The sequence below is a fragment of the Pseudonocardia humida genome (genome assembly GCF_023898865.1).
GTDB lineage: Bacteria > Actinomycetota > Actinomycetes > Mycobacteriales > Pseudonocardiaceae > Pseudonocardia > Pseudonocardia humida.
In genome coordinates this window covers 63,582-78,832 of sequence record NZ_JAGSOV010000078.1, presented here as the reverse complement: position 1 = coordinate 78,832, position 15,251 = coordinate 63,582, and the positions used below count along the sequence as shown (strand labels likewise).

The 15,251-nt window shown below is 76.3% G+C and carries 16 protein-coding genes and 1 riboswitch; of the genes, 9 read left to right on the top strand and 7 right to left on the bottom strand.

Translation table 11 applies throughout. The annotated features are described in order from the left end of the window. The first annotated feature begins 270 nt into the window (after nt 1-270). The 3 genes from KDL28_RS34845 to KDL28_RS34835 all read left to right on the top strand — a co-directional run bounded on the left by KDL28_RS34845 (nt 271) and on the right by KDL28_RS34835 (nt 2,870). Nucleotides 271-1,053 (top strand): endonuclease/exonuclease/phosphatase family protein, encoded by a 783-nt coding sequence (locus KDL28_RS34845; RefSeq protein WP_252445565.1) that lies wholly within the window; start codon nt 271-273, stop codon nt 1,051-1,053. Between the two features lie 49 nt (nt 1,054-1,102). After that, nucleotides 1,103-1,216, top strand: a riboswitch (SAM riboswitch). A 38-nt stretch (nt 1,217-1,254) separates the two neighbouring features. Then, nucleotides 1,255-2,610 (top strand): aminotransferase class V-fold PLP-dependent enzyme, encoded by a 1,356-nt coding sequence (locus KDL28_RS34840; RefSeq protein WP_252445564.1) that lies wholly within the window; start codon nt 1,255-1,257, stop codon nt 2,608-2,610. Nucleotides 2,611-2,678: 68 nt separating this feature from the next. Then, nucleotides 2,679-2,870, top strand: a complete 192-nt coding sequence (locus KDL28_RS34835; RefSeq protein ID WP_252445563.1) for a response regulator transcription factor — start codon at nt 2,679-2,681, stop codon at nt 2,868-2,870. Nucleotides 2,871-2,879: 9 nt separating this feature from the next. Here KDL28_RS34835 and KDL28_RS41840 read toward each other — a convergent pair whose 3' ends face one another. Beyond that, nucleotides 2,880-3,653, bottom strand: coding sequence for an ATP-binding protein (locus KDL28_RS41840; RefSeq protein ID WP_252445562.1), 774 nt, complete (start codon nt 3,651-3,653; stop codon nt 2,880-2,882). 249 nt (nt 3,654-3,902) lie between these two features. Next, nucleotides 3,903-4,418 (bottom strand): winged helix-turn-helix transcriptional regulator, encoded by a 516-nt coding sequence (locus KDL28_RS34825; protein ID WP_252445561.1) that lies wholly within the window; start codon nt 4,416-4,418, stop codon nt 3,903-3,905. Between the two features lie 86 nt (nt 4,419-4,504). Between KDL28_RS34825 and KDL28_RS34820 the strand changes: the two genes are divergently transcribed. After that, entirely contained in the window at nt 4,505-4,927 is a 423-nt protein-coding gene (locus KDL28_RS34820; protein WP_252445560.1) for a pyridoxamine 5'-phosphate oxidase family protein, read from the top strand. A gap of 7 nt (nt 4,928-4,934) precedes the next feature. Here the strand turns inward: KDL28_RS34820 and KDL28_RS34815 are convergent, their stop codons facing one another. Further along, complete coding sequence (locus KDL28_RS34815) at nt 4,935-5,537, bottom strand: hypothetical protein (RefSeq protein ID WP_252445559.1); 603 nt, start codon at nt 5,535-5,537, stop codon at nt 4,935-4,937. Nucleotides 5,538-5,621: 84 nt separating this feature from the next. Here KDL28_RS34815 and KDL28_RS34810 point away from each other — a divergent pair, with 84 nt between their 5' ends. Together KDL28_RS34810 and KDL28_RS34805 are read left to right on the top strand one after the other, a co-directional pair. Continuing rightward, nucleotides 5,622-7,055: a 3' terminal RNA ribose 2'-O-methyltransferase Hen1 gene (locus KDL28_RS34810; protein ID WP_252445558.1), complete on the top strand. Its 1,434-nt coding sequence runs from the start codon at nt 5,622-5,624 to the stop codon at nt 7,053-7,055. Next, nucleotides 7,052-9,631, top strand: a complete 2,580-nt coding sequence (locus KDL28_RS34805) for a polynucleotide kinase-phosphatase (RefSeq protein ID WP_252445557.1) — start codon at nt 7,052-7,054, stop codon at nt 9,629-9,631. The genes KDL28_RS34810 and KDL28_RS34805 overlap by 4 nt, the downstream gene beginning before the upstream one ends. A gap of 4 nt (nt 9,632-9,635) precedes the next feature. Here the strand turns inward: KDL28_RS34805 and KDL28_RS34800 are convergent, their stop codons facing one another. Then, entirely contained in the window at nt 9,636-10,073 is a 438-nt protein-coding gene (locus tag KDL28_RS34800; protein WP_252445556.1) for an anthrone oxygenase family protein, read from the bottom strand. Between the two features lie 366 nt (nt 10,074-10,439). Between KDL28_RS34800 and KDL28_RS34795 the strand changes: the two genes are divergently transcribed. Beyond that, nucleotides 10,440-11,363 (top strand): VldE C-terminal domain-containing protein, encoded by a 924-nt coding sequence (locus tag KDL28_RS34795; RefSeq protein ID WP_252445555.1) that lies wholly within the window; start codon nt 10,440-10,442, stop codon nt 11,361-11,363. A 608-nt stretch (nt 11,364-11,971) separates the two neighbouring features. After that, nucleotides 11,972-12,607 (top strand): VldE C-terminal domain-containing protein, encoded by a 636-nt coding sequence (locus KDL28_RS34790; protein ID WP_252445570.1) that lies wholly within the window; start codon nt 11,972-11,974, stop codon nt 12,605-12,607. A 6-nt stretch (nt 12,608-12,613) separates the two neighbouring features. On the opposite strand, the gene KDL28_RS34785 is transcribed toward KDL28_RS34790, so the two are convergent. Then, nucleotides 12,614-12,976 carry a hypothetical protein gene (locus tag KDL28_RS34785; protein WP_252445569.1) on the bottom strand — a complete coding sequence of 121 codons (363 nt, stop codon included), beginning with the start codon at nt 12,974-12,976 and terminating at the stop codon, nt 12,614-12,616. A gap of 365 nt (nt 12,977-13,341) precedes the next feature. Here KDL28_RS34785 and KDL28_RS34780 point away from each other — a divergent pair, with 365 nt between their 5' ends. Beyond that, nucleotides 13,342-13,923 (top strand): ATP-dependent Clp protease proteolytic subunit, encoded by a 582-nt coding sequence (locus KDL28_RS34780; RefSeq protein WP_372497163.1) that lies wholly within the window; start codon nt 13,342-13,344, stop codon nt 13,921-13,923. Here the strand turns inward: KDL28_RS34780 and KDL28_RS34775 are convergent. Next, nucleotides 13,890-14,345, bottom strand: a complete 456-nt coding sequence (locus KDL28_RS34775; protein ID WP_252445554.1) for a DUF3037 domain-containing protein — start codon at nt 14,343-14,345, stop codon at nt 13,890-13,892. The genes KDL28_RS34780 and KDL28_RS34775 overlap by 34 nt on opposite strands. Then, entirely contained in the window at nt 14,342-15,181 is an 840-nt protein-coding gene (locus tag KDL28_RS34770) for a HipA family kinase (protein ID WP_252445553.1), read from the bottom strand. The genes KDL28_RS34775 and KDL28_RS34770 overlap by 4 nt, the downstream gene beginning before the upstream one ends. Nucleotides 15,182-15,251: the final 70 nt, after the last annotated feature.

The window sequence follows — 15,251 nt, the reverse complement described above, 5'->3', positions numbered from 1 at the left end:
CGTCCCGACCCCCGCCAGCGTGGCACCGGGGTCGGGTTGGCGCGGTGTGGCGGGGGCCGGGCCGGCCATGCACGCTGCGCGTGCCGACGCGACGGCAGGGGGCACTTCTCCGGGGACCGGCGAGGGATCGGGGAGATGGCGGGGTCCGGCGGGGTCCCGGGGCACCGCGCGCACCGTGTGGCCACCGCGCACACGTCGGGAGGTGTGCGCGGTGGACGCTGGGTGCGCGCGGTGACGACTGGTGTGCGTGGTGCGGGGAAGGGGTGGGCGGTGCGGGTCGTGACCCTCAACGTGCAGAACGACGAGGGCGATCCCCGGCGGGTCGGGTTGCTCAACCGGGTGCTCCGGGAGGTCGCCGCGGACGTGGTCGTGCTGCAGGAGGTGTGCTACCCCGGCCGCCGCGACCACCTCGCCGAGTTGCTCGCCGGCACCGGGCTGGTGCACACCACACACCAGGCCGACGTGCTGGGCCGCCCGCCGGCCGGGACGGAGCGCTTCGGGGGTGGCGCTGTCGCCACGCGGTGGGCGCACTCCGTGGTGGACGTCCGCGAACACCGGCCCCGGACGGCGACCGAGCGGCACTGGTGGGTCCTCGCCGTCGCCGTCACGGTCCCGGTGCTCGGTGATCTCCTGCTGGTCAGCCCGACGACCCCGTGGGAACCCGACGTCGAGGACGTGCGGGAGCGGGTGGCGGGTGAGGTACTCGACGTCGACGACCGGCACCGGAGGGCGCTGCCGACGGTCGTCGCCGGTGACCTGAACGCGGGGCCCGGTTCGGCGAGCCTGCGGGTGCTGGCGGGACGGTTCCGGGACGCCTGGGCGGTCGCGGGTGACGGGCCCGGGTACACGTGGTCGGTGGACAACCCGCTGGCGGCGGCGGAGATCGGCCGCCTGCTCGGCGAGCCGGGGCACCGGCGGCGCATCGACCACGTGCTGGTCGGTCCCGGGGCCCGCGTCGGGGCCGCCCGGTTGGTCGCCGACCGGCCCGTCGACGGGGTCTGGTTGTCCGACCACGCGGGGGTGCTGGTCGACCTCGATCCCGCGCCGGGGTGATCCGGTCGGGCTTCCCGCGGGCGCGGACCGCGTTGTATGGTCCGTCGTAGGTCAAGAGTGCCAGCGCCAAGCCCCGGCTCGCTGGCCGGCAACCCTCCTCCGCGGTGGGGTGCTCCGGGTGACGACCAGGCTGCCGCGACACCCGCGGCGGCAAGCGCGGACCCGTCCACGACCGGGTCCCGAACGGGTCCGGAGGACGCGATGACTGCCGTACTGCCCTGTGCCCCCACCACCGACCTGCCCGACCTGCCCGAGCTGGTCGGCGCCGACCTGCGGGTCCCGCTCGTGACCGGCGGGTGGGTGCGGGCGGCGAACCTCGACCTCGCGGCCAGCGCGCCCGCCCTGCGCGCGGTGGCCGACCACGTCGCCGAACTGCTGCCCCTGCACGCCAGCGTGCACCGGGGTGCGGGGTACGCCTCGCAGGTGTGCACCGCGGTCGTGGAGCGCGGCCGGGACGCCGTGGCGGCGTTCGTGGGCGCCCGCGAGGACGACGTCGTGGTGTGGACCCGCAACACCACCGACGCGCTGAACCTGCTGGCCGCCTGCGTGCCCGGGCCCGTGCTGCGGCTCGACCTCGAGCACCACGCCACGCTGCTGGCCTGGCGGTCGGGGCGGGTGCTGCAGACGGCGCCGACAGTGGAGCAGACCCTCGACGGCCTGGCTCGCGCGCTCGTCGAGGAGCGGTTCGCGCTGGTGGCGGTGACCGGGGCGTCGAACGTGACCGGCGAGGTGCCGCCGCTGCGGCGCATCGTGGAGCTGGCGCACGCGGCCGGGGCCCGGGTCGTGGTGGACGCCGCCCAGCTGGCCCCGCACCGGCGGGTCGACCTGGCCGCGACGGGCGCCGACTACCTCGCCCTGTCCGGGCACAAGCTGTACGCGCCCTACGGCGCCGGTGCGCTCGTCGGGCGCCGCGACTGGCTCGACGCCGCCGAGCCGTACCTGGCCGGGGGCGGGGCCGTCACCGCCGTGGGGGCCGTCGACGCCACCGGCGACACGCCCGCGACGTGGGCGCCCGCCCCGCACCGGCACGAGGCGGGCACCCCGAACGTGCTCGGCGTAGCCGCGCTTGCCCGGGCCTGCCGGGTCCTCGACGGGGTCGTCGACACGATCGCCCCGGCCCACGAGCGGGCGCTGCTGGCCCGGCTGGGCGAGGGCCTGGCCACCGTGGCGGGCGTGCGGCCGCTGCGGATCTGGCCGGACGCGGCCGACCGCGTCGCGGTCGTCTCGTTCACCGTCGACGGCGTGGCCCCCGGCCTGGTCGCCGCCTACCTGTCGGCCGAGCACGGCATCGCCGTGCGCGACGGCAAGTTCTGCGCCCACCCGTTGGTCGACCGGGCCGCGGGCGCCGGCGGCGCCGTGCGGGCGAGCTTCGGGCTCGCCGGCACCACCGAGGACGTCGACCGGCTGGTCGGGGCGCTGCGCGAGCTCGTCGAGCGCGGCCCGCGCTGGGACTACGCGGTCGTCGACGGCCGCTGGGCGCCCACGCCCGACCCGCGCGACCTCGACCCGCTCGGCGTCGGCCGGGCGGGCGGGACGCCGTCCTGCGGGTCGCGGTAGAGCGCGGCCGACAGGCCCAGCAGGCCGATCGGCCCCACCAGGAAGCCCAGCGAGATGACCCACTCGGGGTGAGGCCGCGGCTCCAGGGCCAGCGGCTCGTCCGCGAGGTCGCCCGGGGCGCCGCCAACCGGGAGATCGCCGCGCGGCTGGTGGTCAGCGAGGGCACGGTGAAGAACCACGTGTCGCACATCCTGGCGCGGCTCGGCCTGCGCGACCGCACCCAGGCGGCGCTGCACGCCCGCGACCACGGGCTGCGGTGAGCCGATCGCTCAGCCGGGCGGGGTGCGGCGGGGCACCACGGCCCAGACCGACTTGCCGTCCAGGTGCGGGGTGACCCCCCAGGACCGGCTGACCCCGGCCACCACGACCAGGCCCAGCCCGCGGGCCAGCTCCGGCAGCGCGTCGGTTCGCTCCGGCGCGGCGGCGGGGTCGTAGTCGCGGACCGCGACGCGCAGCGACTCCGCGGCGCTGGTGACGGTCAGCACGCTGGCCGTGCGGGCGTGCACGATCGCGTTGGTGACCAGCTCGGAGGCCACGATCTGGGCGGCCGACGCGGCGTCGTCGTCCGCGACCTCCCAGTCGCGGCAGACCGCCTCGACCACGTACCGGGCCCACCTGGCCGCGTCGGGCTCGTACTCCAGCTCGGTGCGCCTGCTCAGCCGCCGCGGCCGCAGCTCCAGCATCCGCAGCGCCGCGTCCTCCGTGTCGGCCAGGTGGACGGCCTCGGTCAGGTACGGGGCCGCGCGCAGCACCCGGACCGTGGCCGGACGGGCGCCGAACAGCACCAGCCGGGCCTCCGGCCAGCCGCACAGCGAGGCCAGGGCCATCGGGAACACCTCGACGGCGGACGGGAAGGCGATCCGCAGCCCGGAGACGTCCACCAGCACGCGACCGCGGTCGGCGACCTGCTGCTCCAGCACGGCCCGCAGCCGGGGCGCCGAGCGCAGCGTCAGCTCGCCGTCGACGGTGAGCACGACCGCGGCCCCGGTCTCCCGGGCGGCGATCGTCATCCCCTCCGGCAGCGCGTACGGCTCACGAGACACCTCGGCCACCCCCGATCCCCCGGCCGGCGGGGCCCCGCGCAGACGACCATCCGGCGTATCGCGCCATCGGCCCGCAGGCGTGGCGGCGGCGAGTGAGCATGGGCGGCCCGGTTCCTTGTCGCACCGGCCTCGTGCCCTGGGTGCTCAAGGCGGCCGGTCCATCTTTGTAGCAGTCCCGTCACTCGAGCGCAGGCGAACGTCGCCGAGGTGTCCGTCGATCCGGGGAACCCCCACCGCGGCGGCCCCGCCTTACGGTGGGGCATGCGCCGCGTCCGCGACGGGACGGCGCCCCGGCCGGCCTGCCGCTGAGCTCAGGCCACTGCCCGGGCCCGCCTCGACGTCGATGTCGTCGGCGCCCATCGGCTCGCGGCAGTGCGCGCAGACGAGCTCCACGTGGCTGACCCGCCCGCACGCCCGGTGCCGGTAGAGCACCGGCGGCCCGGCCTCCCCCGCCGTCCACCGGTCGCCCCAGCGGACCATCACCATGAGGACCTCGACCAGCTCGGTGCCCTTGGCGGTGAGCCGGTACTCGTACCGCGCCGGGCGCTCGCTGTAGCGGTGGCGCTCGAGCACCCCGCTATCCTCCAGCCAGCGCAGCCGCTCGGTGAGCACCTTGCGGGAGATGCCCAGGTCGGCCTGGAGCTGGTCGAAGCGGCTGATCCCGACGAAGACGTCGCGCAGGATCAGCGGCGACCACGGCTCCCCCGCCACGTCGAGGGTGCGGGCGATCGAGCAGGCCATGTCGCCGAACCGGGTGCGTTGCACGGCCCCACCCTAGACGTCCGAGTTCCCTCGAGGAACCTCGCCTGCTACCGTCGCCCGGTCAGTTCCCTGAAAGAACGGAGCAGGTCATGGACAGCCACCAGGACTTCCTCGCCCAGCCCCGCGTCGCGGTGCTGGCCGTCGAGGCCGCCGCCGGACGCCCCCCGCTGACCGTGCCCGTCTGGTACCACTACGCCCCCGGCGGCGACGTCACCTTCTTCACCGGCACGCAGGGCCGCACGGCCCGCAAGAGCCGCCTGCTGGAGCGGGCCGGCCGGTTCAGCCTGAACGTCCAGCACGCCGAGATGCCGTACCGGTACGTCACGGTGGAGTGCACGGTCACCGCCGTCGAGCGGCGCCCGTCCGCCGAGCAGGCGTACGCGATCACGAGCCGGTACCTGCCGGAGGACGCGGCGCGGGGGGTGGCGGAGGAGGAGACCGCGGACCCCGACAACACCTTCGTGCTGTACGCCGGGCGGCCCGACCGGTGGCTGACCGGGGTGTTCGACTAGCGCGCCCTCAGTACCCCGGCGCCCGCTCCCCGTCGCTCTTCTCCGGGTCCTCCACCCGCACGTGCACCTTCGGCACGTCGATCGTCACCACGGTCACGGCCAGCCGGTGCACCCCCGCCTCGGCCGGCGTGAAACGCCCGTACCAGGGCACCCACCCGCAGCTCGACCGCCGGCACTCGACGTCGTGGTGCACCGGTTCGTCGATGTACGACCGGCCGCTCGGGCCGTCGAGCCGGACGATCAGTTCGGCCGGGGAGCCGGCGTCGTCGGTCACTTCGGTCTCCACGACCGGGTTGACCAGCACCGTGTGCTCCACGCCGGGATGCTCGACGACGACGTCGAAGAACCGCACCGGCGCGGCCGGGTCGTCGAGGCGCACGCCGCGGGAGCCCTCGGCGACGACCTCGAACAGGGTGGTGCGGGCGTTGACCGAGTCGAGCGCGTAGGCGCCCCAGCCGAAGAGCGCGGAGAACGCGACCACCCCCGCCGCGACTCCCCACGGAGCCTCGCGGAGGCGGTCGCCCGCGCGCAGCGACACGACGATCGGCGCCGCGCCGATCAGGACCCCGACTCCCAGCAGCGCCAGGAACAGCAGCACGCTCGTGGACACGCCGGGAATGTACGGTCGCGGCGGGTCTGCGCCGTCCGTGGAAACACGGAGGACGTCCGCGCGCCGCCTCGGCAGTATCGGTGGGTGTTCCTGACCATCAGCCTCACCGGTTCCCCCGGCACCGACGCGACCGACCTCGGTTTCCTGCTGCACAAGCACCCCGAGCGCCCTCAGTCGCAGTCGTTGGCCGTGGGCACCGCGCACGTCTTCTACCCGGAGGCGACGGCGCGGCGGTGCACGGCGGCGCTGCTGCTGGAGGTCGACCCGGTCGGGCTGGTGCGGGGCAGGCGGCGCGGCGACGCGTTCGCGCTCGGCAACTACGTGAACGACCGGCCGTACGCGGCGTCGAGCCTGCTGGCGGTGGCGCTCGGCCGGGTGTTCCGCACCGCGATGGGCGGGCGCTGCGACGCCCGACCGGAGCTGGTGGGGCGGGCGCTGCCGCTGGAGGTGCGGGTGCCCGCGCTGCCCTGCCCCGGCGGGCCGGAGGCCGCGCGGGAGTACTTCGCGCCGCTCGGGTGGCGGGTGTCGGCGGGGGCGGTGCCGCTGGACGCGACGGTGCCGGAGTGGGGCGAGTCGCGCTACGTCGACCTCACCCTGACCGGGGAGGTCCGCCTCGCCGACGCGCTGAGCCACCTCTACGTGCTGCTGCCCGCGCTCGACGGGGCCAAGCACTACTGGGTCGGCCCGGACGAGGTCGACAAGCTGGTGCGGGCGGGGTCGGGGTGGCTGGGCGCGCACCCGCACCGGGGCCGCATCACCCGCCGCTACCTGGACCGGCGGGAGAGCCTGACGCGCGCGGCGCTCGCCCGGCTCGCCGAGGTCGACGACCTGGAGCCGGAGGCGCTCGACGACGCCGTGCCCGCGGACGAGGCGGTCGAGGCGGTGCAGCGGCGGGTGCCGCTGGCCCGGCTGCGGCGGGCCGCGGTGCTGGAGGTGCTGCGGGCCGCCGGGGCGCGCCGCGTCGCCGACCTGGGTTGCGGCTCCGGTGCCCTGGTCGCCGAGCTGCTGGCCGAGCCGGCGTTCACCGACGTGGTCGCGGTCGACGTGTCGGCGCGGGCGCTGGAGGTGGCCGCCCGCACGCTCCGCCTGGACCGGATGGGGCCGCGGCAGCGCGACCGGCTGCGGATCTTCCAGTCGTCGCTGGTCTACCGCGACGAGCGGCTGGCCGGGCTGGACGCGGCGGTGCTGGTGGAGGTGGTCGAGCACGTCGACCCGTCGCGGCTGGGGGCGCTGGAGCGCTGCGTGTTCGGTTCGGCGGCGCCGGGCACGGTCGTCGTGACCACGCCCAACGTCGAGTACAACGTGCGCTACGAGACGCCGGCGCCGGGCCGGTTCCGGCACGCCGACCACCGCTTCGAGTGGACTCGCGCGGAGTTCGCCGCGTGGGGGGCGCGCGTCGCCGAGCGCTACGGCTACACCGTGCGGCTGCTGCCCGTCGGCGAGGTCGACCCGGAGGTCGGCTCGCCCACGCAGCTGGCCGTCTTCACCCGCACGACCACCGAGGAGGAGGTGGCATGAGCACCCCCACCCCCGCGCCGGTCGAGGCGCCGGGCCGGGAGATCGCCGTGCCCGCGCTGAGCCTGGTGGTGCTCGTCGGGATCAGCGGGTCGGGCAAGTCGACGTTCGGGCGCGCCCACTTCCGGGCCACCGAGGTGGTGTCCAGCGACGCCTGCCGCGGGATGGTCGCCGACGACGAGAACGACCAGTCCGCCACCCCGCAGGCCTTCGAGCTGCTGCACTACATCGTGGGCAAGCGGCTGGCCGCGGGCAGGCTGACCGTCGTCGACGCCACGAACGTGCAGCCCGACGACCGCCGCAAGCTGGTCGAGCTGGCCCGCGAGCACGACGTCCTGCCGGTGGCGATCGTGCTCGACCTGCCCCAGCGGGTCTGCGCCGACCGCAACGCCGCGCGGCCCGACCGGCAGTTCGGCCCGCACGTGCTGCGCCGCCAGCGCGAGCAGCTGCGCCGCGGGCTGCGCGGGCTGGCCCGCGAGGGCTTCCGGGGGGTGCACGTGCTGCGCTCGCCGGAGGAGGTCGCCGCGGCCCGGGTCACCCGCAGCAGGCTGTTCAACGACCTGCGCCACGAGCAGGGCCCGTTCGACGTCGTCGGCGACGTGCACGGCTGCCGGGAGGAGCTGGAGGTGCTGCTCGGCGAGCTCGGCTACGTCGTGCGCCACGACGGCGACGGCCGCGCCGTCGGGGCCCGCCACCCCGCCCGGCGGCGGGCGGTGTTCGTCGGCGACCTGGTCGACCGCGGCCCGGACACCCCGGGCGTGCTGCGCCTGGTGATGGGGATGGTCGCCGACGGCGACGCGTTCTGCGTCTCGGGCAACCACGAGGCCAAGCTGGTGCGCGCGCTGCGCGGGCGGAAGGTGCAGCTCAAGCACGGGCTGGCGGAGTCGCTCGAGCAGCTGGGCGCGCAGCCGCCGGAGTTCACCGCGGCCGCCGAGGCGTTCATGGACGGGCTGATCTCGCACTACGTCCTGGACGGCGGGCGGCTGGTGGTCAGCCACGCCGGGCTCGTCGAGCGCCTCCAGGGCCGGGCGTCCGGGCGGGTGCGCTCGTTCTGCCTCTACGGCGAGACCACCGGGGAGACCGACGAGTTCGGGCGGCCGGTGCGCTACCGGTGGGCCGACGACTACCGGGGCAGCGCGACCGTGCTCTACGGCCACACGCCGGTGCCGACCGCGGAGTGGGTCAACAACACGATGTGCCTGGACACCGGCTGCGTGTTCGGCGGGGCGCTGACCGCGCTGCGCTGGCCGGAGCGGCAGGTCGTCGCGGTCCCGGCGGCGCGCGTCTACGTGGAGCCGGTCCGGCCGCCGGCCGCGGCCGCGCCGACCGGCCGCGACGCCGAGGTGCTCGACCTGACCGACGTGCTGTCGGCGCGGGTCGTCGAGACGGCCCACCACGGTCGGGTCGGGGTGCGCGAGCCGAACGCGGCGGCGGCGCTGGAGGTGATGAGCCGGTTCGCCGTCGACCCGCGGTGGCTGCTGTACCTGCCGCCGACGATGAGCCCGGTGGCCACGTCCACCCGGGAGGGGCTGCTGGAGCACCCCGAGCAGGCCTTCGAGGCCTACCGGCAGGACGGCGTGCGCGAGGTCGTGTGCGAGGAGAAGCACATGGGGTCACGGGCGGTCGTGCTGATCTGCCGCGACCTGGCGGCCGCGCGCGCCCGGTTCGGGGCCCCGGACGACGCGCTCGGCACGGTGTGGACGCGCACCGGGCGGCCGTTCTTCGGCCCGGACCTCACCGCGCGGCTGGTCGACCGGGTCCGGGCGGGCGCCGAGCGGGCCGGGCTGTTCGACGAGCTGGGCTCGCCGTGGCTGCTGCTCGACGCCGAGCTGCTGCCGTGGAGCGCGAAGGCGACCGCGTTGCTGCGCGAGCAGTACGCCGCGGTCGGCGCGGCGGCCGGGGCGTCGCTGCCCGCCGCCGCGGCCGCGCTGGCTGCGGCCGCGGCCCGCGGCGCCGACGTGGCCGAGCTGCGCGAGCGCACCGCCGGTCGGGCGGCGAACGCGGCCGCCTTCACCGCGGAGTACCGCCGGTACTGCTGGCCCACCGACGGGCTCGACGGCGTGCGGCTGGCCCCGTTCCAGGTACTGGCGGCCGAGGGCGCCGCCTTCCACGACCGCCCGCACGGCTGGCACCTGGCCATAGCCGACCGGCTCGTCGACGCTGATCCGCAGACCTTTCGCGCCACCCGCCGGCTGGACGTCGACACCGCCGACGAGGCGTCGGTGGCGCGGGCGTGCGGCTGGTGGGAGGAGCTGACCGCGGGCGGCGGCGAGGGCATGGTCGTCAAGCCGGCGGCCAACCTGGTCCGCGGCGGGCACGGCCTGGTCCAGCCCGGGCTCAAGGTCCGGGGCCGGGAGTACCTGCGGATCATCTACGGCCCGGACTACACCGAGCCGGCCAACCTGTCCCGGCTGCGCGAGCGCGGGCTCGGGCACAAGCGGTCGATGGCCGCCCGCGAGTACGCACTGGGGCTGGAGGCCCTGGAGCGGGTGGCCCGGGGCGAGGCGCTGTGGCGCGTGCACGAGTGCGTGTTCGCGGTGCTGGCCTGCGAGTCCGAGCCGGTCGACCCGAGGCTGTGAGGGATCAGGCGGCGGCGGTGAGGAGGGCGGCGGCGCCGGTGCAGGCCACCGTGCGGACGTGGTTCCACAGCGTCCAGCGGGTGGCGTAGACGCTCCAGAAGCCGTCGTCGTCGCCGGTACCGACCGCCGCCAGGCGGTTGTTGAGCGGCACGTTCAGCGCCATCGTCACGCCGAACCCGCCCAGCACGTACAGCGCGGCCCCGGCGACCCCGAGCACGTCGGTCGGCGCCAGCACCACCCGCGCCACGCACGCCAGCACCGTGCCCACGAACACGATCAGGAACGGCGCCCGGACGATCGTGGTGTTGATCGTCTGCATGCCCGCCACCCCGTGCCGGGCCGGCAGCCGGGCGAACGCCGGCATCACCGCCACCGAGAACGCGAAGAACACCCCGCCGACCAGCCCCGACCCGACCGCCGCCACGCCAGCCACCCAGTCCATGCCGCCCCCTCCCGGATCCATGTGAACCCCAGCGTGGCCGGTCGCCGGGGCCGCGGGAATGTCCGCGGGTCGCGCGGACGTGCGCGTGCGTCCAGGAGGTGTCGACGAGAAGTCGACGAGCGGCAGTCAGGCCGAACGGCCCTAGCGCTCGTAGCCCGTACGGGCTATCCACCTGGCCGCTCGTCGCTCGCGAGAGCTCTCTCGACCCATAACGCCGCACAGATCCTGCGGATGCGCTCCGGGTTGCCTACGTTCGCTTCCGGATCGATGACGGCCCGGTCACGAACAGGACACGGGGGCTCCCCACCCCGCCGGTCACCCCGAAACCGGATGTCCGGCCGGGCCGTCGATCCGGAAGGCAGGTACGTGGCTCGGCATCGCTCCCCCGAAGGCCGGCGCCCGCACCAGCCCTCGCCGCACGGGTACACCCCGACGGCGGACGGGCTGGCCGGCGCGCACCGGTCCAGCAACACCCCGCTGCGGCGGGGTGCCACCGCCATCGCCGTGGCGGGCGGCGCGCTCTCGCTCGTCGGCGCGGGTGTGCCCGTGGTCGTCCAGTCCGCGCACGACGCGAACGCGATCGAGGGCTCCCCCTACCGCGCCGCCGCGTTCAACGCGCTGCAGGTGTCCTCCGCCCCGGCCGACGACCCGCTCGTCGAGCCGGTCGCCGAGGCCCCGATCGCGCCGCTGGTCGCCCCGACCATGCAGCCGGTGGTCTGGACGCCGGAGCCCGACGTCGCGAACGGCGCGTCACTGGTCAAGGCCGTGCAGCTGGTCGAGCAGCAGGTCGCCGCGCAGGTCGAGGCCGACCGGATCGCCGCCGAGCAGGCGGCACAGGCCGCGCAGGCGGCGCAGGCCGCGCAGGCGGCGCAGGCCGCGCAGGACGAGGACTCGGGCGGCGGAGCCACCGGCTCCCCGGACTGCGGCATCGACACCTCCGGCCTCGGCGCGGTCAAGTCGAACGTGCGCGCGGCCGCGGAGTTCCTGGGCTGCCAGTTCGGCGAGCCGGCGATGCACGGCGTCGCGGGCCGCGCGGGCACCTCCGACCACCCGGGCGGTCGGGCCGTCGACTTCATGGTCGACCGGTCCACCGGCGACGGCCTCGCCCAGTGCGCGCTGGACAACCAGGAGGCCCTGGGCGTCAAGTACGTGATCTGGGAGCAGCAGATCAACCACGGCAGCGGCTGGAAGCAGATGGAGGACCGCGGCGGCGTCACGGCCAACCACTTCGACCACGTCCACATCTCGTTCGAGGCCGGTGCGGGCGGCGGCGGGCTGAGCGGCTGCTGATCACGCTCGTCGCACGGTTCGTCACGCTTAGCTCGCCAATCAGCGTAATGAGCTCGACTGAACGGCCTATCGTCTAGCGTCCGGGTCCGGATCTCCGAACGACCCGGACCAGCGCGGACCGGCACCGCTCCCCACGGCGCCGCCCCACCCCGGGTCACCCCACTCCGGAAGGGCCGCCCCACCCCGTGGACACCCGGTACCGCTCCGCGACGACCGCGGAACGCTCCCCCCGCGCCCGCCACCGCCCGACCCCGACCCGGCCGGAGGGCCGCCCGCTCGGCCCCTGGCCGCCGGCGCCCGGCGCCGGGCGCCCGGGTCATCGCGGCCCCGTCGCCACCCCCGTGCGGCCCGCTCAGGCCCCCGCACCGACCGGTAGGCCCGGGCTGCGACCGTCCGGAGTCGGGGCGTGCGCACCCGCCCGACCGCCCCTGGGGCACCCGGCCCCGCCGCCTCCCGGCCGCCCGGCCGGCCCCGCGGTATCGGCGGGCCATCGCCCTCCCGCCCTGTCCACGGCCCCGGCGACTCCGGAGGGCCCCGGACGGCAACGGCCGGCCCACCGCGGGGCCCCCGCCCGCTTCGGCGGCCTCGCCTCCCTCGCCGCCGGCGCCATGGCCGCCGCCCTGCCCGCCGTGCCCGCGCTGGTCGCGCAGGCGCCCTCCGCGACCGCGCCCACCGCGATGGTGCTGCAGGCGGCCACCCCCGCTCCCCCGACCGACGCCGCGCCCCGGATGATCGCCCCGCTCGCCCCCGTGCCCGGCGACACCGCCCCCGAACCGCCCCTGCTCCGGGTGTCCGACCTGGTCAAGGCGGCCGGCATGGCCGAGGCCGCGCAGCAGCGGGTCGAGCGCGAGGCCGCCGCCCACTGCGCCGCCGACCTCGACGGCCTCGGCGCGGTCAAGCCGTGGGTCCGCTCCGGCGCCCGGTTCCTGTCCTGCCTCTACGACGAGCCGACACTGCACGGCGTCGCCTCCCGCGGCGGCAACTACTCCGACCACCCCAGCGGGCACGCCGTCGACCTGATGACCGGCCGCGAGCGCGGCGACCGGATCGCCGGGTGCGCCCTGGCCAACCAGGACGAGCTGGGCGTCGACTACGTGATCTGGCGGCAGCGCGTCAACTACGGCGACGGCTGGGAGCCGATGTCCGACCGCGGCGGCGCCACCGCCAACCACTTCGACCACGTGCACATCTCGTTCGAGCGGTCCGCCCCGGACGGCGACCCCTCGGCCGGGCTCTGCGACTGAGGCCGCTCAGGCGTCGTCCGGCGTGGCCTCGTGGCCGGGGCGCCCGTGCGTGCGGCGGCGCTGCTTCATCTCGGCCTCCAGGACGTGGCGCCGCCCGCCCATGGTCTCCTCGCGCACGGCCCGCTCCAGCTCGCGGAACGCGGCGTAGTAGCCGTCGTCGAACTCCTCGACGACCTGGAACGTCCAGCGCCCGGCCAGCACGTTGGCCCCGCGCAACCCGGTGCCGACCCGCTCGGCCAGCTCCTCGTGGCCGTTCGCGGCCAGCCCCTCGACGGCGTCGTCGAGCAGGAGGTCGGCCCGGCCGATCAGCTGGTGGAAGCTGTAGAGGTGGCCCCGGGCGCGCTCGAGGTACTCCAGCGCCTCGGACATGGTCCCCGCGGCCTGCACCAGCTCGTCGGAGGCGCCCTCTGGCCGGGAGTGCGCGGCGTCGACCGCGTCGCTGCTCACGGCACTGATCTTCCCGCCGTCCCCGGCCCGAAACCCCGATCGCCGCGGGCGAACAGCGCCGCTCTGGGCGAACACGGGCCCCCGGTGGGCGAACGGCGTCCTAGCCTCGGGGCCGACCACCGATCCCTGGAGGCAGCATGTCCACGCAGTTCCGCCCGTTGGTCCCCGTGCTCCCCGGTGGCGGTCCCGGGGCGCACCGGGCGGTGCCGCGGCAGGCCCACGAGCCGCCGCGCCCGCCGTTCCCCCCGCCGTCGCCGCAGCGGCCGCCGCGGCCCGACCCGCAGCCCCTGCCGCCCGGCGTCACCACCGTGCTGCACGCCCCCGCGGCCTCGGGCGTCCCGGACCCCGTGGTGGACCGGCTGCTGGCCGAGCGGATCGTGTTCCTCGGCCAGGAGGTCGACGACGCCGTGGCCAACCGGATCTGCGCGCAGCTCCTGCTGCTGGCCGCCGAGGACCCGGAGCGCGACATCGCGCTCTACATCAACTCGCCGGGCGGCTCGGTGACCGCGGGCATGGCCATCTACGACACGATGCGGCTCGTCCAGCCGGACGTGGCGACCTGGGCGCTCGGGTTCGCCGCGTCGATGGGGCAGTTCCTGCTCACCGCGGGCACCCCCGGCAAGCGGCACGCGCTGCCGCACGCCCGCATCCTGATGCACCAGCCGTCGGCCGGGATGGGCGGCAACGCCGCCGACATCGCCATCCGGGCCGGGGTGTACTCGGCGATGAAGCGCGAGATCGCCGAGCTGATCGCCGGGCACACCGGGCAGAGCTTCGAGACGATCACCGCCGACTCCGACCGGGACCGCTGGTTCACCGCCGCCGAGGCCCGCGACTACGGCCTCGTCGACCACGTAGCCACCCCCTGACCCCGTCGGACGGGGAGGACGAGGGTGGTGAGGAGGCGGGGGAGGTCGGCGGCGGGGTCGGCGGTGAGGCCGGTGTGCACGGGGCCGGCCTGCACCACCGTGCTGCGCGGGGCGGTGAGCCGGCGGAAGCGGCGGCCGCGGTCCTCCTCGCCCGCCGGCCCGGCCAGCCGCGCCGTCTCCGCGGAACCGGTGGCGCACTGCGCGGCGACGGCGGCGAGCAGGCAGCCGATCGCGTCCGCGTCGGCGTCCGGGTCGAGCGCGGACAGCCGGGCTGCGTCGAGCCGCACGGCCGCACCCAGGTAGTCCAGCGCGCGGCAGTACAGCAGCACCCCGGCGTTGATCGACTCACCGCGCTCCACGCGCGGCACCACCCGCAGCACGGCGTACTCGAAGGCGTGACGGGACGGCGACGGCTCGCTCATGCCCGCCGTCCCAGCCGCTGGGCGATCCAGGCCGGCGGGCGCGTCGCCGGGACCGTCCGGTCCTGCCCCCCGACCACCGCGGCCGCGACGCCGGGCAGCCAGTCGCCGCGGGCGTCGCGGCGGGCCAGCAGCCGGCGGACGTAGGCGGCGCGCACGTCGTCGGGGCCGGCGAAGCCGGGCTCGTCGGCCAACCAGCCGTCGGGCACCGCGGCCACGACGCCGGCCAGCAGCTCCTCGGTGACCAGCGGCGCGAGGGCGGCGTCGGCGGCGGCCAGGTCGGGCGCGCAGCCCAGCAGCACGTGGGCGCCCGCGTCGTAGGGCCTGCGGACCCAGGCGTCCGCGCTGGACCAGGCGTGGTGGAACGTCAGGGTGGCGCCGTGGTCGATCAGGTACGGCCCGCCGTGCCAGAACAGCAGGTTGGCGTTGCGCCACGACCGGTCGACGTTGCCGACGAGCGCGTCGAACCACAGCACCCGCCCGGCGAACCCGGCGTCGACCGGGAAGGCCGTCGGGTCGAGGTCGAGGGCGCCGGGCAGGAAGTCCATGCCGAGGTTGGCGCCCGGGCTGGCCCGCAGCAGCTCCTGGACCTCCTGGTCGGGCTCGGACGCGCCGAGCGCCGGGTCGAGGTCGACGACCACCAGCTCCGGCACCGGCAGGCCCAGCCCGCGGGCCAGCTCACCGGCCACCACCTCGGCGACCAGCACGGCTCGGCCCTGGCCGGCGCCGCGGAACTTCACGACGTAGGTGCCCAGGTCGTCGGCCTCCATGAGGCCGGGCAGCGACCCGCCCTCGCGCATGGGCGTGACGTACCGGATCGCCGTCACCGCCCGCAGCACCCCGCCACCCTACGGCCGCCGCCGAGAACGACGTCGTGGGACGGACGTCGGCCACGGCGATCCCGCTGCC

Coding starts and splice junctions, on each gene's coding strand:
- KDL28_RS34775 (WP_252445554.1), bottom strand. CDS start 14,345: ATGAGCGAGCCGTCGCCGTCCCGTCACGCCTTCGAGTACGCCGTGCTG.
- KDL28_RS34790 (WP_252445570.1), top strand. CDS start 11,972: ATGGCCGCCGCCCTGCCCGCCGTGCCCGCGCTGGTCGCGCAGGCGCCC.
- KDL28_RS34840 (WP_252445564.1), top strand. CDS start 1,255: ATGACTGCCGTACTGCCCTGTGCCCCCACCACCGACCTGCCCGACCTG.
- KDL28_RS34820 (WP_252445560.1), top strand. CDS start 4,505: ATGGACAGCCACCAGGACTTCCTCGCCCAGCCCCGCGTCGCGGTGCTG.
- KDL28_RS34800 (WP_252445556.1), bottom strand. CDS start 10,073: ATGGACTGGGTGGCTGGCGTGGCGGCGGTCGGGTCGGGGCTGGTCGGC.
- KDL28_RS34785 (WP_252445569.1), bottom strand. CDS start 12,976: ATGTCCGAGGCGCTGGAGTACCTCGAGCGCGCCCGGGGCCACCTCTAC.
- KDL28_RS34805 (WP_252445557.1), top strand. CDS start 7,052: ATGAGCACCCCCACCCCCGCGCCGGTCGAGGCGCCGGGCCGGGAGATC.